General features: G+C 65.2%; 18 protein-coding genes. 6 read left to right on the top strand and 12 right to left on the bottom strand.

Annotated features, from left to right (window positions below):
• Positions 1-12: 12 nt before the first annotated feature.
• Entirely contained in the window at positions 13-1,230 is a 1,218-nt protein-coding gene (locus ACLEJP_RS18275) for an MFS transporter (RefSeq protein WP_440808576.1), read from the bottom strand.
• Positions 1,220-3,133, bottom strand: a complete 1,914-nt coding sequence (locus ACLEJP_RS18270) for an IucA/IucC family protein (RefSeq protein WP_440808573.1) — start codon at positions 3,131-3,133, stop codon at positions 1,220-1,222. Before ACLEJP_RS18270 ends, ACLEJP_RS18275 begins: the two co-directional genes overlap by 11 nt.
• Before the next feature lie 372 nt (positions 3,134-3,505).
• Between ACLEJP_RS18270 and ACLEJP_RS18265 the strand changes: the two genes are divergently transcribed.
• A complete protein-coding gene (locus ACLEJP_RS18265) occupies positions 3,506-3,697 on the top strand; it encodes a YhfL family protein (protein WP_046616491.1) in 192 nt (63 codons plus the stop codon).
• A gap of 96 nt (positions 3,698-3,793) precedes the next feature.
• Here the strand turns inward: ACLEJP_RS18265 and ACLEJP_RS18260 are convergent, their stop codons facing one another.
• Positions 3,794-4,033 (bottom strand): hypothetical protein, encoded by a 240-nt coding sequence (locus tag ACLEJP_RS18260; protein WP_225778848.1) that lies wholly within the window; start codon positions 4,031-4,033, stop codon positions 3,794-3,796.
• On the opposite strand from ACLEJP_RS18260, the gene mqo reads away from it, so the two are divergent.
• Positions 4,026-5,663, top strand: coding sequence for a malate dehydrogenase (quinone) (gene mqo / locus ACLEJP_RS18255; RefSeq protein ID WP_225778847.1), 1,638 nt, complete (start codon positions 4,026-4,028; stop codon positions 5,661-5,663). The genes ACLEJP_RS18260 and mqo overlap by 8 nt on opposite strands.
• Positions 5,664-5,830: 167 nt before the next feature.
• Here the strand turns inward: mqo and ACLEJP_RS18250 are convergent, their stop codons facing one another.
• On the bottom strand, positions 5,831-6,166 hold the full coding sequence (locus ACLEJP_RS18250) for an ArsR/SmtB family transcription factor (protein ID WP_440808570.1): 336 nt from the start codon (positions 6,164-6,166) through the stop codon (positions 5,831-5,833).
• 50 nt (positions 6,167-6,216) lie between these two features.
• On the opposite strand from ACLEJP_RS18250, the gene xenA reads away from it, so the two are divergent.
• A complete protein-coding gene (gene xenA / locus ACLEJP_RS18245; protein ID WP_440808567.1) occupies positions 6,217-7,308 on the top strand; it encodes a xenobiotic reductase XenA in 1,092 nt (363 codons plus the stop codon).
• A 123-nt stretch (positions 7,309-7,431) separates the two neighbouring features.
• Here xenA and ACLEJP_RS18240 read toward each other — a convergent pair whose 3' ends face one another.
• From ACLEJP_RS18240 to ACLEJP_RS18220, 5 genes are all read right to left on the bottom strand, one after another.
• The gene (locus ACLEJP_RS18240; protein WP_440808565.1) at positions 7,432-8,679 is read right to left on the bottom strand and encodes an NAD(P)/FAD-dependent oxidoreductase; all 1,248 of its coding nucleotides are present in this window, start codon (positions 8,677-8,679) and stop codon (positions 7,432-7,434) included.
• Between the two features lie 2 nt (positions 8,680-8,681).
• On the bottom strand, positions 8,682-10,259 hold the full coding sequence (locus ACLEJP_RS18235) for an aldehyde dehydrogenase (NADP(+)) (RefSeq protein ID WP_440808562.1): 1,578 nt from the start codon (positions 10,257-10,259) through the stop codon (positions 8,682-8,684).
• A 151-nt stretch (positions 10,260-10,410) separates the two neighbouring features.
• On the bottom strand, positions 10,411-11,358 hold the full coding sequence (locus ACLEJP_RS18230; protein WP_440808560.1) for a dihydrodipicolinate synthase family protein: 948 nt from the start codon (positions 11,356-11,358) through the stop codon (positions 10,411-10,413).
• 43 nt (positions 11,359-11,401) lie between these two features.
• The gene (locus ACLEJP_RS18225) at positions 11,402-12,328 is read right to left on the bottom strand and encodes a 4-hydroxyproline epimerase (RefSeq protein WP_440808559.1); all 927 of its coding nucleotides are present in this window, start codon (positions 12,326-12,328) and stop codon (positions 11,402-11,404) included.
• 23 nt (positions 12,329-12,351) lie between these two features.
• The gene (locus ACLEJP_RS18220) at positions 12,352-13,962 is read right to left on the bottom strand and encodes an APC family permease (protein ID WP_440808557.1); all 1,611 of its coding nucleotides are present in this window, start codon (positions 13,960-13,962) and stop codon (positions 12,352-12,354) included.
• 343 nt (positions 13,963-14,305) lie between these two features.
• On the opposite strand from ACLEJP_RS18220, the gene ACLEJP_RS18215 reads away from it, so the two are divergent.
• Entirely contained in the window at positions 14,306-15,088 is a 783-nt protein-coding gene (locus ACLEJP_RS18215; protein WP_440808555.1) for a helix-turn-helix domain-containing protein, read from the top strand.
• Here the strand turns inward: ACLEJP_RS18215 and ACLEJP_RS18210 are convergent.
• Positions 15,076-15,963, bottom strand: a complete 888-nt coding sequence (locus ACLEJP_RS18210; RefSeq protein ID WP_440808553.1) for a LysR family transcriptional regulator — start codon at positions 15,961-15,963, stop codon at positions 15,076-15,078. The two genes, ACLEJP_RS18215 and ACLEJP_RS18210, sit on opposite strands and share 13 nt — an antisense overlap.
• A 140-nt stretch (positions 15,964-16,103) precedes the next feature.
• Here ACLEJP_RS18210 and moaB point away from each other — a divergent pair, with 140 nt between their 5' ends.
• Positions 16,104-16,643 (top strand): molybdenum cofactor biosynthesis protein B, encoded by a 540-nt coding sequence (moaB, locus tag ACLEJP_RS18205; RefSeq protein ID WP_440808551.1) that lies wholly within the window; start codon positions 16,104-16,106, stop codon positions 16,641-16,643.
• 55 nt (positions 16,644-16,698) lie between these two features.
• Here the strand turns inward: moaB and ACLEJP_RS18200 are convergent, their stop codons facing one another.
• The gene (locus tag ACLEJP_RS18200) at positions 16,699-17,598 is read right to left on the bottom strand and encodes a bestrophin family protein (protein WP_225778837.1); all 900 of its coding nucleotides are present in this window, start codon (positions 17,596-17,598) and stop codon (positions 16,699-16,701) included.
• A 20-nt stretch (positions 17,599-17,618) separates the two neighbouring features.
• Complete coding sequence (gene moaA / locus ACLEJP_RS18195; RefSeq protein WP_186687877.1) at positions 17,619-18,623, bottom strand: GTP 3',8-cyclase MoaA; 1,005 nt, start codon at positions 18,621-18,623, stop codon at positions 17,619-17,621.
• Between the two features lie 214 nt (positions 18,624-18,837).
• On the opposite strand from moaA, the gene ACLEJP_RS18190 reads away from it, so the two are divergent.
• A complete protein-coding gene (locus ACLEJP_RS18190; RefSeq protein WP_440808549.1) occupies positions 18,838-21,168 on the top strand; it encodes an FdhF/YdeP family oxidoreductase in 2,331 nt (776 codons plus the stop codon).
• Positions 21,169-21,171: the final 3 nt, after the last annotated feature.

Genomic DNA, 21,171 nt, shown 5'->3' with positions numbered 1-21,171 from the left:
GGCAGGGCTTTTCTAAGTGTTATTTGAAGGGGTGGCAGAAAAGAACGAAGCTGACGCGTTGTGGCTGCGCCGTATGATGCCGATGAACAGCGCGGCACCCAGGTAGGCCAGGGCGACGAACCAGAAGGCATGGTGCAGGCCGGCGATGGCCATGGCGACGCCACCGAGCACGGTGCCGAGCAAGGCGCCGGCCTTGGCCGCGCTGTTGCCCAGGCCCATGGCGAAGCCTTGGTGCTGCTGACTGACCGTCGAGGCGATCAGCATGTAGGCCACCGGTAGCAAGGCGCCTTGCCAGGCACCCCAGATCAGCCGGGTGGCCAGGAAGGCCGGCCATTCTCCGACCAGGGCCGTCGCGGCCAGGGTGGCTGCGCACAACCAGGCGACCAGCTCGATCACCCTCAGGGTGCGTGCGGGTTGCAGGCGATCGAACAGCCGCCCCCACAGCGGCGCCGAGAGCGCCAGGGTCAGCGCACTGGCGCCATAGGTTGCGCCGATCAGCCAGCTGGGTGCCGCGAGCACTTGCGAGACATACAGGGCATAGAACGGCTGCGGCATGATCTTGGCGGCCTGGATCAGCACGATGACCAGCAGGATCCCGCCGAGCCAGCGCCTGGGCAGGGCCTCGGCATGACTGCCCGGTTGTTTCGACGGCCGATGATGCGGTGGGTCCGCTGGCAGCCAGAGGGCGGCCAAGGCACAGGCCAGACAGATGCCGGTGGCGCTGAAGCAGAGCAGGGCGAAGCCGGAACTGTCGATCAGCCATCCGCCCAGTGCCGGGCCCAGCAACGACCCCACAGCGGTGGCCGACTGCAGGTGAGCCAGGGTGCGGCCACGCGAGGAGGCATCGCACCAGTGCAGCGCATAGGCCTGGGCCGCAGCGAGAAAGCCGGCCAGTGCACCTTGGGCGATGCGGATGGCGACCAGTCCCCAGGCATTGCTGATGACCGCTGCCAGGCCCTGGCAAACAGCCAGGGCCAGCAATGCCCGCAGGATCATGGGCTTGTGGCCGGTACGGTCACCCAGCCGCCCCCAGAAGGGGGTCAGCAACATCGCCGCCACCATGGGCCCGGCGTAGACCGCCGTAGACAGTACGGCGGTCAGGTTGCTGCCGATGTCACCTGCCAGCGCCTGGATCTGCAGCGGCCAGAAGGGGCCGCTCATTTCCATGGCGCCCATCGACAGCAGCTGGATGACGATCAGCAGTCGCAAGGCGAATGCATTAGCGTTCATCGGCACCTGCTCGCAGGGGGTTGGCCAGGCGCCCGACGATGTCGGCGTGGCCGTCGATCAGGCGCATGCGCATGAACGACTTGGCCGGCCAGTCCAGTTCGAGCAAGGCTTCACGCTCCTGCGCCCAGCGCTCGGGGCGCACCTGCGATTCGAGCGACGCGAAGCAGTGTTCGACCTGGCGGGCGAGCAGCGCCCAGAGGTCGGCTTCCGCTGCCTCCCAGTGACGCGCACAGAGCAGCACCAGTTCACCCAGGTGGCACATGAAGGTGGTGTGCAGCAGCTTGTCGCGGACGAAGGCGTCGTCGTCGAACAGGGTCATCTTCGGGTCATGCAAAACCAGATCGAGGCCGTGGGCGTGGAGGCTCGCACGGTCGATGCGGATATCGCCGAAGTCGCGAATCAGCAGGCGTGCCGGCGCGCCATCGGTGCCCATGACCATGAAGCTGTTCTGCTGGTGGGCTTCGAACGCCACACCGTACTTGAGGTACATGCCGAGCAGGGCGGGGACGGCGATACCGATATAGCGGGTGAAGAATTCCACCATGGCCGCACGGTCGTCACGGCCGGTGGTGAGCTTCACCCATTGGCGCAACAAGGGGTTCTGCGCTTCGTCCGTGGCGAACAGGCTGCCCACGGGGATCGCGATTTCACCCTCCGCCAGCCGGCTCCAGGGGTTGTCGCGGTACAAGGTGCCGAGGTGACGGGCGTGATCATCGTTCGCCGGGTCGGGGGTGTAGTGGATGCCGATGCGCTCCGGCACGATGTCCAGCAGCGCGGCAAGGGCGGGTTCACGCTCGAGAATCTGCAGCAGCAGGTGGCTGATCCGTGGGCCCATGCGTGCCGAGCGTGGCGATACCGTGCGCTGCACGCTGGTGAGTCGCAGCGAAACCGGCAACTTGACCATCGGGGCGGTGCGGCTGGCTTGCGGCAGCACGGTCCGGAAGGACATGGTCGGGGCCGCGTTGAAGGCGACGATATCGGTCTTGATCAACAGGCGATCCGACATTTCCCCGGTGAAATCCTGAGCCAATGCCTCTTCGGCTTGCCAGGGGTGCACGGGCAAGGGCAGGTAGTCGTCAATGGCCAGGCCGCAGGCCGTCAGATGCTGTTCGAGTTGCCGCGCGGCTTCAGGGAAGTGTTCGGTCCACCAGGGCCAGTAGTCTTCGGTGCCAGGCAACTTTTCCACATGGGCGTACTGGCGATGAAGTGCATACAGCTGAATATCAAGTGTTGCGCAGAACTCAGGCGAATAGTTGACAACCTGGTCGGTATTCAATCCCAACTTGGTCTTGTAGTTGGGATGCCACGGGTGCCCGAGTGTGCCCCATTGTTCCAGAAGTATTGACGGGTTGAACGGCGCGTCCATGCGTTGCAGGCTGGCCAACAGGCCTGCAGTACCGTTTTGCTCTGCCAGGTATCGTGACCAGTGGTCGTGATAGGCCAGGCACAGCGTGTCATTGATCAGGCTGTCGTCCAGTTCGACGGCCAGCCTTTCGATCACGGCCTGGCTGGGGGCCTGTTCGAAGGCGCCACTCAAGGCTGCCAGGAGTTCTGATGGCCAGGCGATGCGGTGATCCGCCGCGTTTGTGCGGTGAAGGTAAACATGACCGCGCAGATCCCAGCTATTCATGCCGCCGGGGCGCAGGTAGTCGAAGCTGACGCTCGATGCTCCCCCGGGGAGATCGATACGCGGGGTCGGCAAGGACAGCGAGGCGCTGTTACGAACCAGGCCCTCTCTGAGCAGCGCCTGGGTCAGGCGTTGCAGGCTGCGGTTGCGAGCCGGCTCTAGTGCGGCCTGCAAGTGCGAGAGGGTAATGGATCGGGCTTCGAATTGTGGCGTGCACAGGGCCTGCGCCCAGCGAGACAGCAGCAGCTGCTCCGAGGCTTTGGAGAGGGCGAACATACGAAATCCTTGTCGTGGAAGTTTGAGCGGCGGGCAGAGACTACAAAGGCAAAGATGCAAATGCAAGAGATTATCAGTTTTATTCGTGTAATATTTTTCCGCACTTCAACAACCAGGCTTAGTTGGCCCAAAGGGTATTTACGTGCTGGCCATTACATGGCATTTACTTGACTGTTTTATCAACTTCATACCGGTTGGCTGTGCCGCATACACCGTGTGGATCATCCTTGGTTCCCCGGGTGTGTATGACGGCCACTTCGCGGACACGCCCGCAAAGAAGGCCACGTGATACTTGGATCCAATGGCCGGGTTCTGTATGATCCGCGCGCCATCAGAATGATGGCCGAAGATGATTCATATAAAGGATTTAGTATGAAAAAGCTGTTCAAGGCTACCGTAGCCGTTGCTGTCGTTTCGGGTGTTGCCCTGCTGTCGGGTTGCACTGGCCAGGTTTACAACCAGCCGAAAAACTGCAGCTACGACTACCTGTTCCACCCTTCGGTTTCCATCTCCAAGATCATCGGTGGCTGCGGCCCGATCGATAAACTGCCTCAGCAGCAGTAATCTTGGCGGTACCCTGATCGCGCCGCTTGCGGCGTGATCCAAGGCCCCCGGTCATGCACATGGCCGGGGGTTTTTGTTTTCCAGCGCGGCAATCCGTCACTGGGGCAACCCGCCGCGTTGACGCGCCGGGCGGCAATTTGTTTGTGCTGGCAATTCGGTTACAATCCAGAAAAACGATTCAGCGCTGTCGGTCAATTCGACAAAAGGCCGGGTCGTTTTCTGGTTCTCTGGCTGCTGAATAATGAACACAACAAGCCTGCGCTGAAGAACACGCGTCACCTGGGCCAGCCACAGGCCCGCCCTCCGTTCTCCTGACTGGAATTGATCAATGTTCAAGAAAGCTGGCAAGACCTTGCTGGGCCTGGCAGTCGCTGCAAGCTGCATGCACGCGTACGCCGCAGAAACCAAGAAAGTAGACGTGCTGCTGGTCGGCGGCGGCATCATGAGCTCCACCCTGGCCGTGTGGCTGCACGAGCTGGAGCCAAGCTGGTCGATGGAAATGGTCGAGCGCCTGGACGGCGTGGCCGAAGAAAGCTCCAACGGCTGGAACAACGCCGGTACCGGCCACTCCGCGCTGGCCGAGCTGAACTACACCCCGGAAGACAAGGACGGCAACGTCAACATCAGCAAGGCCATCGAAATCAACGAAGCCTTCCAGATCTCCCGCCAGTTCTGGGCCTGGCAGGTGCGCCAGGGCGTGCTGAAGAACCCGCACTCGTTCATCAACACCACGCCGCACATGAGCTTCGTGTGGGGCGATGACAACATCAAGTTCCTCAAGAAGCGTTACGACGCGCTGCAGGCCAGCCCGCTGTTCCGCCCGATGCAGTACTCCGAGGACCACGCGCAGATCGCCAAGTGGGTCCCGCTGATGATGGAAGGCCGCGACCCGAACCAGAAGCTGGCCGTGACCTGGACGCCGATCGGCACCGACGTCAACTTCGGCGAGATCACCCGCCAGTTCGTCGGCCACCTGAAAACCCAGGAAAACTTCGACCTGAAGCTGTCCAGCGAAGTGCAGGACATCACCCGCAACAAGGACGGCTCCTGGCACGTCGAGTACAAGAACCTGAAGGACGGTACCGAGTCGGCCACCGACGCCAAGTTCCTGTTCATCGGTGCCGGCGGTGGTGCACTCAAGCTGCTGCAGAAGTCGGGCATTCCTGAAGCCAAGGAATACGCAGGCTTCCCGGTGGGTGGCTCGTTCCTGGTGACCGAGAACCCGAGCATCGCCATGCAGCACATGGCCAAGGCCTACGGCATCGCCTCGACCGGCGCGCCACCCATGTCGGTACCGCACCTGGACACCCGTGTGCTGGACGGCAAGCGGGTGATCCTGTTTGGCCCGTTCGCCACCTTCTCGACCAAGTTCCTGAAGAACGGCTCGTACCTGGACCTGCTGAGCACCACCACCCCGCACAACGTGTGGCCGATGACCAAGGTCGGTATCGACCAGTACCCGCTGGTCGAGTACCTCGCTGGCCAGCTGATGCTGTCTGACGATGACCGCTTCGAAGCCCTGCGCACCTACTTCCCGAACGCCAAGAAGGAAGACTGGAAGCTGTGGCAGGCCGGCCAGCGCGTGCAGATCATCAAGCGTGACGCAGACAAGGGTGGTGTGCTGAAGCTGGGCACTGAAGTGGTCGCTTCCGAAGACCGTACCATTGCCGGCCTGCTGGGCGCTTCGCCAGGTGCTTCGACTGCAGCGCCGATCATGCTGAACGTGCTGGAAACCGTGTTCAAGGAGAAGGTCGCTACCCCTGAGTGGCAGGCCAAGATCAAGCAGATCGTGCCGAGCTACGGCACCAAGCTGAACGACTCGGCAGCCGCCACGCAGAAAGAGTGGAACTACACCGCAGAAGTGCTGCAGCTGGAGAAACCACCGGTGATCGACGCCAGCGTCGGCACCACGGTTGCACCGAGCCAGCCGGCGGAAAGCAAGCCTGAGAACGACATGGCGCTGTAAGCGGCCATCGTTGTGAAAGAAGCCACGGGGGAAACCTCGTGGCTTTTTTGTTGCCTGTTCGAGCCCTTTCGCGGGCAAGCCCGCTGCCACAGGGATAGCGCCAAGCCTGTGGCCAACGCGGCCCGTGTGGGAGCGGGTTTACCCGCGAAGAGGCCGGCACAGGAAAATCATTGCTGCCGCAGAATGCAGTCCAGCAACCCGGGAAACCGCTCCCCCAGCATCTCGCTGCGCAGCGAATTCATATGGGTGGTGCCGACATTGCGGGTATGCACCAGCCCCGCATCCCGCAGCACGCGAAAGTGGTGGGACATGCTCGACTTCGGCCGGCCGCCGTCCAGCTCGCCGCAGCTGGCTTCGGCCACGCCCGCCAGGTGGCGCACGATGCCAAGGCGCACCGGGTCGCTCAGGGCATAGAGCAGGCGTTCCAGGGTCAGGTCTTCGGAATTGGGATGTTGATAGGCTCGCATGGGCATCATGATAACGGGGCTATCATTAATTGCCATAGTTCGATTAGAATCGAACAAGCGTAATTACATAGCCCGGGAGATTACCCATGTCCGCTCTGTTCGAACCCTATACCCTCAAGGACGTCACCCTGCGCAACCGCATCGCCATTCCGCCGATGTGCCAGTACATGGCCGAGGACGGCATGATCAACGATTGGCACCATGTGCACCTGGCCGGCCTGGCCCGGGGCGGTGCCGGCCTGCTGGTGGTCGAAGCCACTGCGGTGGCGCCGGAAGGGCGCATCACCCCCGGTTGCGCCGGTATCTGGAGCGATGCCCACGCCCAGGCCTTCGTGCCGGTGGTGCAGGCGATCAAGGCCGCCGGTGCCGTACCGGGCATCCAGATTGCCCACGCCGGGCGCAAGGCCAGCGCCAACCGCCCGTGGGAAGGTGATGACCACATTGCCGCCGACGACGCGCGCGGCTGGGAAACCATCGCCCCGTCTGCCATCGCCTTTGGCGCGCACCTGCCGAAAGTGCCGCGGGAGATGACCCTGGCCGATATCGCCCGGGTCAAGCAGGACTTCGTCGATGCCGCGCGGCGTGCACGTGAGGCCGGTTTCGAGTGGATCGAGCTGCACTTTGCCCACGGTTACCTGGGGCAAAGCTTCTTCTCTGAACATTCCAACAAGCGCACCGATGCCTACGGTGGCAGTTTCGACAACCGCAGCCGCTTCCTTCTGGAAACCCTGGCGGCAGTGCGCGAAGTGTGGCCGGAGAACCTGCCGCTGACCGCGCGCTTCGGGGTGCTGGAATACGATGGCCGCGATGAGCAGACCCTGGAAGAATCGATCGAGCTGGCGCGCCGCTTCAAGGCTGGCGGCCTCGACCTGCTGAGCGTGAGCGTCGGCTTCACCATTCCCGAGACCCATATTCCGTGGGGCCCGGCGTTCATGGGCCCGATTGCCGAGCGCGTGCGCCGTGAGGCGAAGCTGCCGGTGACGTCGGCGTGGGGCTTTGGTACGCCGCAACTGGCGGAAGCGGCGCTGCAGGCCAACCAGCTGGACCTGGTGTCGGTAGGCCGGGCGCATCTGGCGGACCCGCACTGGGCCTACTTTGCGGCGAAGGAACTGGGGGTGGAGAAAGCCGCCTGGACCTTGCCGGCGCCTTATGCGCACTGGCTCGAGCGTTATCGCTGAGGCATGAAGGGGCTGCTTTGCAGCCCATTCGCGGGTAAACCCGCTCCCACAGGGTCTCCACTGCCCTCAAGGCCTGTGCGATCCCTGTGGGAGCGGGTTCACCCGCGACGAGGCCAGCACAGGCTAAAACCGATCCAACCGGTAAGCCACCATCTCCGGTCCACCGGCCATCTCAGCCAACCTTCCCACCCATTCCGCAGTCAGCGCCGCCTGGGTCAGCCCCAGGTGCTGATGCCCGAACGCCAGCAGCACCCGCCCATCGCACACCCGGTCGATCACCGGCAACGAATCCGGCAGCGAAGGCCGAAAGCCCATCCACGGGGTTGCCCCTTCGGCACTCAACTCGCGTTGGAACAAGCCCTTGCTCAGGCGGTGCAACTGCCAGGCCCGCTGCATGCTTGGCGGTGCCTCCAGCCCGGCGAACTCGACCGTGCCCGCCAGGCGCAAGCCCTCGGCCATGGGGGTCATGATGAACTTGCGCTCCAGGGAGGTGACCGCAAATGGCAAACGCTGCTGCTCGCCAGGCAGCATCAAGTGATAGCCGCGCTCGGTATCCAGCGGCACACGCTTGCCGGTCAGCGCGGCGGTCAGCCGGGCAGAATGCGCGCCGCAGCTGATCAACACCTGGCGCGCACGGAGTGTCCCCTGGCCGCTGGCCAGGCTGACCCCGCCGCTGTGCAACTGGCCACCCTCGACTTGCGCCTGGACGAAACGCACACCACTGGCCCTGGCCGCTTCGAACAGTTCGCACACCACCCGGTAAGGGTCGATGAAATGCCCGGTGCGCGGAAAGAACAGCCCGCCCAGCAGCGATGAGCTGAGCTGTGGCGCCGCTGCGCGCACGCTTTGCGCCGACCAGAAGTCCACCGCCACCGCCTGTTGTTGCATGCGGGCGCGCAAGGCCTCCAGTGCCGGACGCGATTCGGGCCGCTCGAACACCAGCAACGAGCCATCTTCGCGGAACAGCGCGCTGCGCCCGATCGAGCCCAGCAGCCGCTGCCAGGCGCCCAGGCTGCCTTCGTTCAACCGGCGGATACCGGCCACGCTGCGCTGGAACGGCGCCGGGCGCAGGTTCAGCAGCAGCCGGGTGAACCAGGGCATGGCTTTGGGCAGGTACTTCCAGTCCAGGCGCAGCGGGCCCATCGGGTCCAGCAGCATGCGTGGCAGGCGCTTGAGGATCGACAGGTCGGCAATCGGGAACACCTGCTCGGTAGCCAGGTGCCCGGCGTTGCCGTAGGACGCGCCGTGGCCGGGTGCCTGGCGGTCGATCAGCATGACCCGGCGCCCCTGGCGGGCCAGTTGCAGGGCGCAGGCGACACCGACAATGCCAGCGCCGACCACGGCGATATCGGTTTCACGGTTATCGAGCATGCTCAGCTTTCCCGTTTACCGTCGAGCAGGCGCCGCAAGTGCAGCGGGTTATCCTGCTGCAGCGCCTGCGGCAGCAGGGCGTCGGGGAAGTCCTGGTAGCACACCGGGCGCAGGAAACGCAGGATCGCCGCCGTGCCCACCGAGGTGCTACGGGCATCGGAAGTGGCCGGGAACGGCCCGCCGTGGACCATCGCATCGCATACCTCGACGCCGGTCGGCCAGCCATTGACCAGCAGGCGCCCGGCCTTGCGTTCGAGGGTTGGCAGCAGTTTGCGGGCACTGTCGATGTCGCCATCGTCCAGGTGCAGGGTAGCGGTCAGCTGGCCTTCCAGATGCTCGGCCACCTGGCGGACCTGTTCGTCGCTGGCACAGGCCACCACCAACGAAGCGGCGCCGAACACTTCGGCCTGCAACGCCGGGTCGGCGAGGAACGCTTCGGCCTGGGTGACGAACAGCTGCGCCTGGCACTGGTTGGGGCCTTGCCCGGCCTGGCCAGTGGCGACGACGCGGGCATTGGCGTTGGCGGCCAGGGCTGCGACGCCGGCCTGGTAGGCAGCGAAGATGCCAGGGGTGAGCATGGTTTGCGCAGCGGCCTGGGCAACCTGCTCGCTGGCGGCAGTGATGAAGCGTTGCAACGCCGGCCCCTGGCGGGCAATCAGCAGGCCTGGGTTGGTGCAGAACTGGCCGGCGCCCTGGGTCAGCGAGGCGACGAAGCCTTGTGCCAGCGTCTCGGCGCGCGCCTGCAGGGCGGCGTCGAACAGGAACACGGGGTTGATCGAGCTCATTTCGGCATACACCGGGATCGGTTCCGGGCGCGCTTGCGCGGCCTGGCACAGGGCGATGCCACCGCTGCGCGAGCCGGTAAAGCCAACCGCCTTGATCCGCGGGTCGCTGACCAGGGCGATGCCCACTTCCCGACCGGAGCCGTACAACAGTGAAAACACGCCGGCTGGCAGGCCGCACTGCTGGACCGCGCGGGCCACCGCCTGGCCGACCAGCTCGCTGGTGCCCGGGTGCGCGCCATGCGCCTTGACCACCACCGGGCAGCCGGCGGCCAGGGCCGAGGCGGTATCGCCGCCGGCTACCGAGAAGGCCAGCGGGAAATTGCTGGCGCCGAACACCGCCACCGGCCCCAGCGCCACCTGGCGCTGGCGCAGGTCGGCACGGGGCAGGGGCTGGCGCTCGGGCAGGGCGTTGTCGACCCGCACGTCCAGCCATTCACCGGCGCGTACCACGCGGGCGAAAGTGCGCAGCTGGGTGCAGGTGCGGCCACGCTCGCCCTGGATCCGCGCCTTGGGCAGGCCGGTTTCGGCCACGGCGCGGTCAATCAGCGCATCGCCCAGCGCTTCGATCTGCGTGGCAATGCTTTCGAGGAACTGTGCCCGTTGTTCGGGCGAGGTTTCGCGGTAGGCATCGAACGCGGCCCAGGCCAGTTCGCAGGCTTGGGTCACGTGTTCGCCGCTGCCGCCGAGATAGGCCGGCTCCAGCGCCTGGCCGCTGGCCGGGTCGATGGCATGGATGGCTTCGCGGTTGCCGGTTACCGGCGTCTGGCCGATCAGCAGGTTGCCTGTGAGGGTCATGGAGCCTCCTTGGAAATCACATGCAGTTGCGAGGGTGTACTAGGTACCCTGTGGGAGCGGGCGAGCCCGCGAACATCGGCAGAGCCGGTGCCAGGCACCGAGTCGCCTGCTTCGCGGGCACGCCCGCTCCCACAGAGAAAACCGTGGCTGCTCAGGCCAGGTTCTGCTCGGCCGACCAACTGGCATACCAGGTGCGGAACAGCGCGTACTGCTGTTCGGCATAGTTGCGCTGGGCGTCGGTCAGGGCGTCGGTCTCGTTGAAGTGCAGGCTGTACTCGCGGTCGCCGTTCAGCACCATCAGGTGCTTGTAATACAGCACCAGGTCGCAGCCTTCGTCGAACGACGACAGCACCGCCAGCGCCGCTTCCAGCTCACGCGCCAGGCGCCGGGCCTTGGCATCGCCCTTGGCCGCCTGCTTGCTCAGGCTCACCAGGTGCAGCACTTCGCGTGGCAGGGCATTGCCGATGCCGGTGATGGCGCCAGTGGCGTTGCAATTGACGAAGCCATGCACCACCTGGGTGTCGACGCCGACCATCAGGGTGACGTCGTCATCCTTGGAGGTGATGTGCTCGGCGGCGTAGCGCAGGTCGGCGCCACCGCCGAACTCCTTGAAGCCGATCAGGTTGGGGAATTCGCGGCGCAGTTCGAAGAACAGGTCGGCGCGGGTGGCGAAACCGTAGTACGGGCTGTTGTAGATCACCGCCGGCAGCTGCGGCGCGGCAGCGAGGATCGCCGAGAAGTGGTGCTTCTGGGCAATCAGCGAGGCCCCGCGGCTGAGCACGCGCGGGATCACCATCAGGCCGGCGGCGCCCACCTTGGCCGCGTGGGCGGCGTGGGATACGGCTTCGCGGGTGTTCACCGCACCAGTGCCGACGATCGTCGGGATGCCGGCAGCGACCAGGCGGGCCACGCCTTCCTGGCGCTCGGCTTCGGTCAGCAGCGGCCAGTCGCCCATCGAGCCGCAGTACACCACGGCGCTCATGCCGAGGTCGATCAGTTCGCGACCCTTGCGCACCAGGGCGTCGAAGTCCGGCTTGCGCTCGGCGGTGCAGGGGGTCATCAGGGCGGGCATGGTGCCGGTGAAGATATTGCTGGTCATGGTGTTGCTCCTGGCGGTATTCAGTCTGGGAAAAAAACGGGGCTCAGATGCCCCAGGCGAACGCGTCCTGTTCGTCGATCAGCAAGGTGCTGTCGGCGGTCATGTAGGCGCGGCCGGTGATGAACGGGCGGATGCGTTCGCCGTCGCGCTGGTAGCGGGCGTGGAACTGGCTGCCAGTAATGCTGGCCTGCACCCAGGTCTGGCCCTCAGCGAGCTTGCCGTCGGCGGCCAGGCAGGCCAGCTTGGCGCTGGTGCCGGTGCCGCAGGGCGAGCGGTCGTAGGCCTTGCCGGGGCACATCACGAAGTTGCGGCTGTCGGCATTGGCGTCATCGGCGAACAGCTCGACATGGTCGATCGGCGCCCCGTGCTCGCCGGTGATGCCCTGGGCCTCGAGGGCCTTGAGCATGGCCCAGGTGTAGTCGGTCAGTGCCTCGCGGTTGTCCAGCTCGATGCGCTGGCCGTGTTCGGAAACCAGGAAGAACCAGTTGCCACCCCAGGCGATGTCGCCGTGCACCACGCCGTACCCGGGCACGTCCACCGCCACCTGCTGGCGATAGCGGTAGGCGGGCACGTTGCCGACGGTGACGGCGCCGTCGTCATGCAGGGTGGCAGTGACCTGGCCGACCGGGGTGTCGATCTTGTGTTCGCCCGGGGCAATCAGGCCCAGGTGCTGCAGCGAGGCGACCAGGCCGATGGTGCCGTGGCCGCACATGTTCAGGTAACCGGCGTTGTTGAAGAAGATCACCCCGCAGGTGGCGTCGGCCGAGGTCGGAGGGCAGTACAGCGCGCCGACCAGCACATCGTTGCCGCGCGGTTCCAGCAGGCAGGCGCGGCGCCATTGGTCGTGCAGCTCGCGCAGTTCGTCGCGTTGCTCGGCCATGCTGCGGCCATGCAGTGCCGGGAAGCCTTTCATCACCAGGCGGGTCGGTTCGCCGCCGGTATGCGAGTCGATGACGTGGATGTGTTTCATGGGCTGGTCCATTGGCTAGAGATTCAGGAAGCGACAGCGGGATGGCTGCTGTAGGTTTCAACGCCAGCTTCGCTTTCATCCTCGCCCTCCAGGCGCACCAGGTGGGCCGGCACGCCAGTGGCTGCGCCCCAGTAGTAGATGCCCAGGGCACAGGCGGCCACGGCCACGGTGTCGAACGGGTGGCCGAGTACCCCCAGGCCGCCGAAGCTGCCCAGCCAGGACAGGAGGATGGTCACTGCATAGAAGCCGATCAGCCACGCCGACGAGCGCACCTGCCGGGCCAGCGACAGGTGCTGGGTCGGTACGAAGCGGCTGCACAGCAGATACAGCACGAACATCACGATCTGCAGGGCCAGCAGCCACGACACGGTGTTCCAGCCGGACCAGTACACGATCAGCGCGGCGATGATGAACGACAGCGGGCCGAGCACGCCCATGCCCTTGACCCGGAACGGGCGCGGCATGTCGGGGGCATTGCGGCGCAGGGCGGCGACGCTGACCGGAGCCACGGCGTAGCTCAGTACCAGGGCCGCGGACACCACGTTGATCAGCGCTTCCCAGGACGGGAACGGCAGGGTCCAGAACACCGACAGGGCAAAGGTCAGCCACAGCGCTGGGCGCGGGATGCCGGACTCGGCATCGATGCGGGTGAAGTACTTGAAGAAGGTGCCGGTCTGCGCCCAGCCATAGACCACGCGTGGGGTGGCGTTCATGTAGATGTTGCCGCAGCCGCTGGGCGAGATCACCGCGTCAGCCACCAACAGGTAGGCCAGCCAGCCGACACCCAGGGCCAGGGCGATGTCACGGTAGGGCAGGGCCAGCTCCTTGCTGACGCTGGCCCAGCCGTTGGCCAGCATTTCGGTTGGCACGCTGCCGAGGAAGGCCAGTTGCAGCAGTGCATAGATGGCCGTCGACAGCAGCACCGAGAGGATCAGCGCGATCGGGATGGTGCGCTGCGGGTTCTTCACCTCGCTGGCGACCGAAATGATGGGCGTCAGGCCCAGGTAGGCGAAGATGATGCCGCCGGCCGAGACCGCCATTTCCACCCCGGACAGGCCGAACGGCGCAAAACCCTGGACCTCGAAGTTTTCCGGCTTGAAGAAGGTGAACAGCACGCCGATCACCAGCAGCGGCACGATGAACTTGAACACGCTGACCAGGTTGTTGGCCTTGGCGAAGGTTTTCACGCTGCGGTAGTTGAGGAAGAAGAACAGCCCCAGCAGGGCGAACTGCACCAGCCAGCCGAGTACGCTCGGGTCGCTGGAGCCGGCCTTGGTCAGCCCGGGGAACCAGGCGGCGGCGTACTGGCGCGAGGCGACCACTTCGATGGCGATCAGGCTGGAAAAGGCGATCAGGGTGATGAAGCCCATCAGGTAGCCCAGCAGCGGGCCATGCGAGTACACCGGGTAGCGCACCACGCCACCGGCGCGCGGCAGGGCGGCGCCCAGCTCGCAATAGACGATGCCCAGCAAGAGCACGGCAAAGCCGCCGAGGAACCAGGACAAGATACCGGCCGGGCCGGCGATGGCCGAGACGTGGCTGGCGGCGAACAGCCAGCCGGAGCCGAAGATGGCACCTAGGCCGATGAAGGTGAGGTCCAGCAATGACAACTGTTTCTTGAATTTGCCTGACATGGGGGCGCCTTTTTGTTGGTTATTGGATAGGCAGTTCTGATGTCACGTGATGCGGCTTGCGTGGGGCATAGAGTGGACCGATCAAGGCGACGGTTCTTGATGGTTTTCTGCAGGGTGGATGACGAAATCGGCACAGTTGGAAAAAGCAGTGGCTTGGGGAAAGGCGGCTGGATAGGCTGTAAGCCATACAGGGCAAGGGCTTGAGAACTGCAGTGGCGGTGCCGGCCCTTTCGCGGGTGAACCCGCTCCCACAGGGACCCCACCGCCTTCAAGATCTGTGAAGCCCCTTGTGGGAGCGGGTTTACCCGCGAAGAGGCCGGCACAGCAAACCGAGACAGAGCAGATGACCGACACCTCCCTGGCAACCCTGTACCAGTCCCTCGACCAGCACCGCCCCGCCAGTCTCGAGGCCCTGCTCGCCGGTGTGGCGTTGCTGCTACCGATCCTCGATGCCATCCCCAACGCCGCGATCTTCATCAAGGACCCGGCAGCCCGCTACGTGCTGGCCAACGACACCCTGGTCCGGCGTTGCGGCCTCAAGCGCCTGCAGCCGCTGCTGGGCAAGACCAGCGCCGAAGTATTCCCGGCCCAGCTGGGCCCCGGCTACACCGAGCAGGATCGGCGCGTGCTCAAGGAGGGCCTGGTGCTGGAGGACCAGCTGGAACTGCACCTGTATGGCAGCCGCGAGCCCGGCTGGTGCCTGACGCACAAGCGCCCGCTGTACAACCTGGCAGGGGAGATCATCGGCCTGGTCGGCATCTCGGTCGACCTGCAGTCAGCCGCCGACACCCACCCGGCCTACCAGCGCCTGGCGGCGGTGGACGAGCATATCCGCCAGCACTTCCACCAACCGATCAGCCTGCGCGAGCTGACCCGCATCGCCGGCATTTCCGTGGCCCAGCTGGAGCGCTACTGCAAGCGAGTGTTCCACCTCACGCCACGGCAGATGATCCACAAGGCGCGCCTGGAACAGGCCCATCGCCTGCTGCACTCGGACCTGCCGATCACCGAAGTGGCCATGCGCTGCGGCTATACCGACCACAGCGCCTTCAGCCGCCAGTTCAAGCAGCTGACCGGCTTCACGCCGCGGCAGTATCGGCATGCGACCAGCAATCAGCCGCGTTGAAACAACGCCCGCGCCTCATCAAAGCACTGCTCGGCAATCGCCGACCGTGGCTCGCTGCGGCGCAGCAGCAGGCCTACCGGGCTGTGGATGGCGGCGTCGGCCACCGGCAGGATGCGCAGGTGCTCGCTGAGGTCTTCCAGGCCGCAATCCAGCGGCATGATCGCGCAGCACATGCCGGTGTTGATGGCCTGGATCAGCTGGAAACTGGAGTCGCTTTCAAGCACCGCATGCGGCTCCAGGCCGCGGCTGCGGAAACTCAGGTCCAGCGACTGGCGGTAGTGCATGCCCTTGCTCAACAGGCCCAGCGGTATGCCGCCGAGTTCGTCCCAACGCAGGGTGTCGCTGGCGAACTGGAAGTGCCGGGTATCGTGCAGCAGGCCCATGGTGGTGGTGCCCAGTTCGATCACTTCGAAGAAGCTGGTGTTGACCTGGTCCAGGTAGCAGATGCCGAGGTCGAGCTGGTTGCGGCTGAGCCCGTCGATGACCTGCTCTGAACTCAGCGAGCTGAGTTGAAAGTGCAGCTCGGGGTATTTCTCACGCAGCGGCAGCAGCAGGTGCATGGGGTTGAAGCTGGCCAGCGGCACCGTGCCCAGGCGCAGGCTGCCGACTACCTGGCCACGGCAGCTGGCGGCCTCGGCCTGCAGGCCGTCATGGGCGGCGAGCAAGGTGCGCGCCCAGGCCAGGATGCGCTCGCCGGCTTCGGTGAAGCCTTCGAAACGCTGGCCGCGCTTGACCAGCACCAGGTCCAGTTCGTCCTCCAGGTTGCGCAGGCGCATGGACAGCGTCGGCTGGGTGATATGGCACAGCGCCGCGGCCTGGCCGAAGTGGCGGGTCTGGTCGAGGGCGATGAGGAACTTGAGCTGCTTGATGTCCATGAACGTGCCTGGTATCGGGTTGTGCAGACCTTAACCCACGTCTGCGATAGATGTCATTGATCAGCCGGTTCGCCATATCGATTGGACGCCCTTGGGCCATGCCTCTAGCTTGGCTGGAATGCCATTGAAGGAGCTTCGCCGTGCGCGTCCAAGCCGACGCGGTCTTCGTACCGCTCAATATCGCCGTGCTGACTGTCAGCGACACCCGTACCTATGCCAACGACACCTCCGGCGAGCTGCTGGCCAGCCGCGCGGTGGAGGTCGGCCACCGTCTGGTGGCGCGGGCGCTGCTCAAGGACGACCTGTACAGGATCCGCGCCCAGGTCGCTACCTGGATTGCCGATGACCAGGTGCAGGTGGTGCTGGTCACCGGTGGTACCGGTTTTACCGGGCGCGACAGCACGCCGGAGGCGGTCGAGTGCCTGCTGGACAAGCGCATCGACGGGTTTGGCGAACTGTTCCGGGCCTTGTCGATCCTGGATATCGGCACCTCGACCGTGCAGAGCCGCGCGTTCGCCGGGCTGGCCAACCACACCCTGGTCTGTTGCCTGCCGGGTTCCACCGGGGCCTGTCGGACGGCCTGGGAAGGAATCCTGGCGGAGCAGCTGGATGCACGGCACCGACCGTGCAACTTCGTCAAGCACCTGAAGCCGATCGAGGCCTGCGCCAGCCGGGGCTGATTCGCTCTCGGCTGGCTGACGCGGCCGCTCCTGCATCGGCCCGGTGATGGCTGATTCAGCTCAACACATACCCCACCGGCAACAATGCCGGCGGCAGCTGCTGTTCGCCCAATCCGGCCAGTACATCGCGCTCCACGGTGCGCACCATGGCATCGGTCGGCAAGTCGTTTTCATCGCGCCCGAACGGGTCTTCCAGCTCGTTGCCAATCGCATCCAGCCCGAAAAAGGTGTACCCCACGATGGTGGTGAACAATGGCGCCAGCCAGCCCAGTGGTTCGGCCAGGGCAAACGGCAGCAACAGGCAGAAGATGTAGATGGTGCGGTGCAGCAGCAGCGTGTAGGGGAACGGCAAGGGCGTGCCCTTGATCCGCTCGCAGGTGGCCTGCACCTCGGTCAGGCCCACCAGGCGCTGCTCCAGCAGGCTGTAGCGCCAGTCACTGATGTGCTGCTGTTCCGCCAGCCGCGAGCAGTGCCCGCCGACTTCGCGCAGGATGGCGTCGCACACATTGTGGCTGCCGAGCGCTTCGGGCCGGGCCAGCCAGGGCCGGGCAGCCGCCAGTTCGTCCTCGTTGCGCAGGTGCGCATTCAGCGCATGGGCAAAGCCGCACAGGTTGCGCAACAGCTCGGCGCGCAGGGCCGGGTCGGCGATGACCTGGCTCTCGCGCACGAACGAGCGGGTTTCGATGATCAGCTTGCCCCAGGCCTTGCGCCCTTCCCACCAACGGTCGTAGCAGGCGTTGTTGCGAAAACTCATGAAAATCGACAGCGACAGCCCCAGCAAGGTGAACGGGGTGGCGCTGACCGGGTAAAAAAACGCCGGGAAATGCCGCTCGACCAGCACGATCAGCGCAGCCAGCAGGGTGATCATCAGGCAGCGCAGGGCAATGCGCTTGACGATCGAACCCTTGAGGGTGAACAGCACACGCAGCACATCAGGAGCGGGGTGGACGATCATGGCAATCCAGAGGCGGCTGCCTAGCCGCCGGTCATGTTCATGAAGCGCAGGATCTGCACGTCGCCACCGACTTCGAAGTGATGGCGGTAGGGTTTGAGGTGCAGCGAGTCGCGAATGGCCTGTTCCAGGCGTTCGGCGTTGCCCGGGTGGGCGCGCAGCACCTGCTTGAGGTCCACCGAATGTTCGTTGCCCAGGCACAGCAGCAGGCGGCCTTCGACGGTCAGGCGCACCCGGTTGCAGGTAGCGCAGAAGTTGTGGCTGTGCGGTGAAATGAAACCGATGCGGGTGTTGCCGGCTTCGGCCAGGCGCCAATAGCGCGCCGGGCCTTGCGACGACTCGGTCGACTCGACCAGGGTGAAGTGCTCGGCCAGGCGCGCGCGCACCTCGTCGCTGGAGCAGAACGACTCGCCGCGCTCATGCTCGTCGATCACGCCCAGCGGCATCTCCTCGATGAAGGTGATGTCCAGCTCGCGGTCGATGGCAAAGCGCACCAGATCGACCAGTTCGTGGTCGTTGCGGCCCTTGAGCACCACGCAATTGAGCTTGGTGCGCTGGAAACCGGCGTGGCGCGCGGCGTCGATGCCGGCAATCACCTGGTGCAGGTCACCGGTACGGGTCAGCTGCCTGAAGCGCTCGGCATCCAGGCTGTCGAGGCTGATGTTCAGGCGCGTCACGCCGGCGTCGAACAGCGGCTGGGCCAGGCGCCCGAGTTGCGAACCATTGCTGGTCAGGCACAACTCGCGCAAACCGGGCAGGGCGGCAATGCGCCCGCACAGGTCGACGATGCCCTGGCGCACCAGCGGCTCGCCACCGGTCAGGCGGATCTTGCGGGTGCCGAGGGCGACGAAGCGCTCAGCCACCGCGAACAGCTCTTCGAGGCTGAGGATCTGCTGGCGTGGCAGAAACTGCATGTCTTCGGCCATGCAGTACACACAGCGGAAGTCGCAGCGATCGGTGACCGACATCCGCAGGTAGTCGATTTTCCGGTTGAAGCCGTCGATCAGGGCCCGGCTGTTCTGTTCCACGTTCGCGCTCGAATGGGTTGGGACTGAACTCCAAGCTATAACCTGGAGGCAAGGCCGTCAAATTGCTTTGCCCGACCATTTGATCGACCGCTTCTATCATCACGCCCGGCGCTTGATCGAAAGCGCTTATCACGCCGTAAGATCTTTCGATTGGACGGCTCTACCCCAGGCTCCATAGGCTGAAAAAAAGCATCGAAGCGTGAGGATTCAGCGCATGAGCCAGGACCGACATATCCGCGACTACAAGGGCGCCGCCGCTGGCTGGGGGGCGCTCAAGAGCGTGACCAGAAGCTGGCTGGGCAGTGACAATGCCTTCAAGAACCTGCGGGCCATGCTCAAGACCAACCAGAACGGCGGCTTCGACTGCCCCGGCTGCGCCTGGGGCGAGTCGCCGGAAAACGACATGGTCAAGTTCTGCGAAAACGGCGCCAAGGCGGTCAACTGGGAAGCCACCGGCCGTTCGGTAGACCCGGCCTTCTTCGCCAGGTACAGCGTCAGCGCACTGGCCGCGCAGAGCGACTACTGGCTGGAGTACCAAGGCCGGCTGACCCACCCGATGCGCTACGACGCGGCCACCGACCACTATGTCGAAACCAGCTGGGAAGAGGCGTTCGCCCTGGTCGCCCAGCACCTGCAGGCGCTCGACTCGCCCGACCAGGCCGAGTTCTATACCTCGGGCCGGGCCAGCAACGAAGCGGCGTTCCTCTACCAGCTGTTCGTCCGCGCCTATGGCACCAACAACTTCCCCGACTGTTCGAACATGTGCCACGAAGCCAGTGGCGTGGGCATGGCGGAAACCCTCGGCGTAGGCAAGGGCACCGTGGTGTTCCACGACCTGGAACTGGCCGATGCGATCTTCGTCATCGGCCAGAACCCCGGCACCAACCACCCGCGCATGCTCGAGCCGTTGCGTGAAGCGGTCAAGCGCGGGGCCCAGGTGGTCTGCTTCAACCCGCTGAAAGAGCGCGGTCTGGAGCGCTTCCAGCACCCGCAGCACCCGTTCGAGATGCTCAGCAATGGCTCCGAACCGACCAACACCGCCTACTTCCGCCCGGCCCTGGGCGGCGACATGGCCGTGCTGCGCGGCATGGCCAAGTACTTGCTGCAATGGGAGCGCGAAGCCCAGGCCAACGGTGAACCGGCGGTGTTCGACCATGCCTTCATTGCCGAGCATACCAGCGGCATCGACGCCTACCTGGACGTCCTCGACGCCACGCCGTGGGCGCACATCGTCGCGCAATCGGGGCTGACCCAGGCCGAGATCGAGCTGGCCGCGCGCATGTACCGCAAGGCCGAGCGGGTGATCATGTGCTGGGCCATGGGCGTCACCCAGCACCGCCACTCGGTGGCAACCGTACAGGAAATCGTCAACCTGCAACTGCTGCGCGGCAACGTCGGCAAGCCCGGTGCCGGCCTGTCGCCGGTGCGCGGCCACAGCAACGTGCAGGGCGATCGCACCATGGGCATCGACGAAAAACCCAGGCCGGCGCTGCTCGACGCCCTGGAAAAGCGCTTCCGCTTCCGCGTGCCGCGCGCCCATGGGCACAACGCGGTGCTGGCGATCAAGGCCATGGAGGAAGGGCGGGCCAAGGTGTTCATCGGCCTGGGCGGCAACTTTGCCCAGGCCACGCCGGACACGCCGCGCACCCATGCGGCGCTGCGCAACTGCGCCCTGACCGTGCAGATTTCCACCAAGCTCAACCGCTCGCACCTGGTCACTGGCCGCGACGCGCTGATCCTGCCGTGCCTGGGCCGTACCGAAATCGACCTGCAGGCCAGCGGGCCGCAAGGCGTGACCGTGGAGGACACGTTCAGCATGGTGCACCTTTCCCACGGCCAGCTGCGCCCGCGTTCGCCACACCTGCGCTCGGAGCCGTGGATCATCGCCGGCATGGCCCAGGCGACCCTGGGCAAGCGGCCGATCGACTGGGAATACGCGGTTGCCGATTACGGACGCATCCGCAGCATGATCGCCGATGTGATCCCCGGCTTTGCCGACTTCAACGAGCGCCTGCAGCACCCGGGCGGCTTCCACCTGGGCAACCATGCGGCCGAGCGTAAATGGCGCACGGCCACCGGCAAGGCGCGCTTCAGCCCGCAGGTGTTGCCGGAACAACTGGTGAATGCCAAGGTGCTGGCGCGTGGTGACAAGCCCGACCTGATCCTGCAGACGCTGCGCTCGCACGACCAGTACAACACCACCCTGTATGGCCTGGACGACCGCTATCGCGGGGTGTTCGGCCTGCGTGAAGTGGTGTTCGTCAACGAGGTCGACATCCGTCGGATGGGCTTCGAGCCGGGCGAGCATGTGGACCTGGTGTCGCTGTGGGAGGATGGCGTGGAGCGGCGCGTGTCGGGCTTCCGCCTGGTGGCGTACGACGTGCCGGAAGGGCAGGCGGCGGCCTATTACCCGGAAACCAACCCGCTGGTGCCGCTGGACAGTTATGGCGAGGGGACTTATACGCCGACCTCGAAGTTCGTGGCGATCAAGCTCGAGAAGGCCCAGGCCGGGAACCGGATTGCGGCGGTCAACGCTGCAAGCTGAATG

It is taken from the genome of Pseudomonas sp. SMV7, from assembly GCF_052041995.1.
Taxonomy (GTDB): Bacteria; Pseudomonadota; Gammaproteobacteria; order Pseudomonadales; family Pseudomonadaceae; genus Aquipseudomonas.
The sequence above is the reverse complement of the archived record's forward strand: the minus strand, read 5'-3'. Positions and strand labels throughout refer to the sequence as shown.

Bases quoted from the DNA above. Each gene is read 5' to 3' on its own strand.
- ACLEJP_RS18275 (WP_440808576.1), bottom strand. From the start codon at position 1,230: ATGAACGCTAATGCATTCGCCTTGCGACTGCTGATCGTCATCCAGCTG.
- ACLEJP_RS18270 (WP_440808573.1), bottom strand. From the start codon at position 3,133: ATGTTCGCCCTCTCCAAAGCCTCGGAGCAGCTGCTGCTGTCTCGCTGG.
- ACLEJP_RS18265 (WP_046616491.1), top strand. From the start codon at position 3,506: ATGAAAAAGCTGTTCAAGGCTACCGTAGCCGTTGCTGTCGTTTCGGGT.
- mqo (WP_225778847.1), top strand. From the start codon at position 4,026: ATGTTCAAGAAAGCTGGCAAGACCTTGCTGGGCCTGGCAGTCGCTGCA.
- ACLEJP_RS18250 (WP_440808570.1), bottom strand. From the start codon at position 6,166: ATGGCAATTAATGATAGCCCCGTTATCATGATGCCCATGCGAGCCTAT.
- xenA (WP_440808567.1), top strand. From the start codon at position 6,217: ATGTCCGCTCTGTTCGAACCCTATACCCTCAAGGACGTCACCCTGCGC.
- ACLEJP_RS18240 (WP_440808565.1), bottom strand. From the start codon at position 8,679: ATGCTCGATAACCGTGAAACCGATATCGCCGTGGTCGGCGCTGGCATT.
- ACLEJP_RS18235 (WP_440808562.1), bottom strand. From the start codon at position 10,259: ATGACCCTCACAGGCAACCTGCTGATCGGCCAGACGCCGGTAACCGGC.
- ACLEJP_RS18230 (WP_440808560.1), bottom strand. From the start codon at position 11,358: ATGACCAGCAATATCTTCACCGGCACCATGCCCGCCCTGATGACCCCC.
- ACLEJP_RS18225 (WP_440808559.1), bottom strand. From the start codon at position 12,328: ATGAAACACATCCACGTCATCGACTCGCATACCGGCGGCGAACCGACC.
- ACLEJP_RS18220 (WP_440808557.1), bottom strand. From the start codon at position 13,962: ATGTCAGGCAAATTCAAGAAACAGTTGTCATTGCTGGACCTCACCTTC.
- ACLEJP_RS18215 (WP_440808555.1), top strand. From the start codon at position 14,306: ATGACCGACACCTCCCTGGCAACCCTGTACCAGTCCCTCGACCAGCAC.
- ACLEJP_RS18210 (WP_440808553.1), bottom strand. From the start codon at position 15,963: ATGGACATCAAGCAGCTCAAGTTCCTCATCGCCCTCGACCAGACCCGC.
- ACLEJP_RS18200 (WP_225778837.1), bottom strand. From the start codon at position 17,598: ATGATCGTCCACCCCGCTCCTGATGTGCTGCGTGTGCTGTTCACCCTC.
- ACLEJP_RS18190 (WP_440808549.1), top strand. From the start codon at position 18,838: ATGAGCCAGGACCGACATATCCGCGACTACAAGGGCGCCGCCGCTGGC.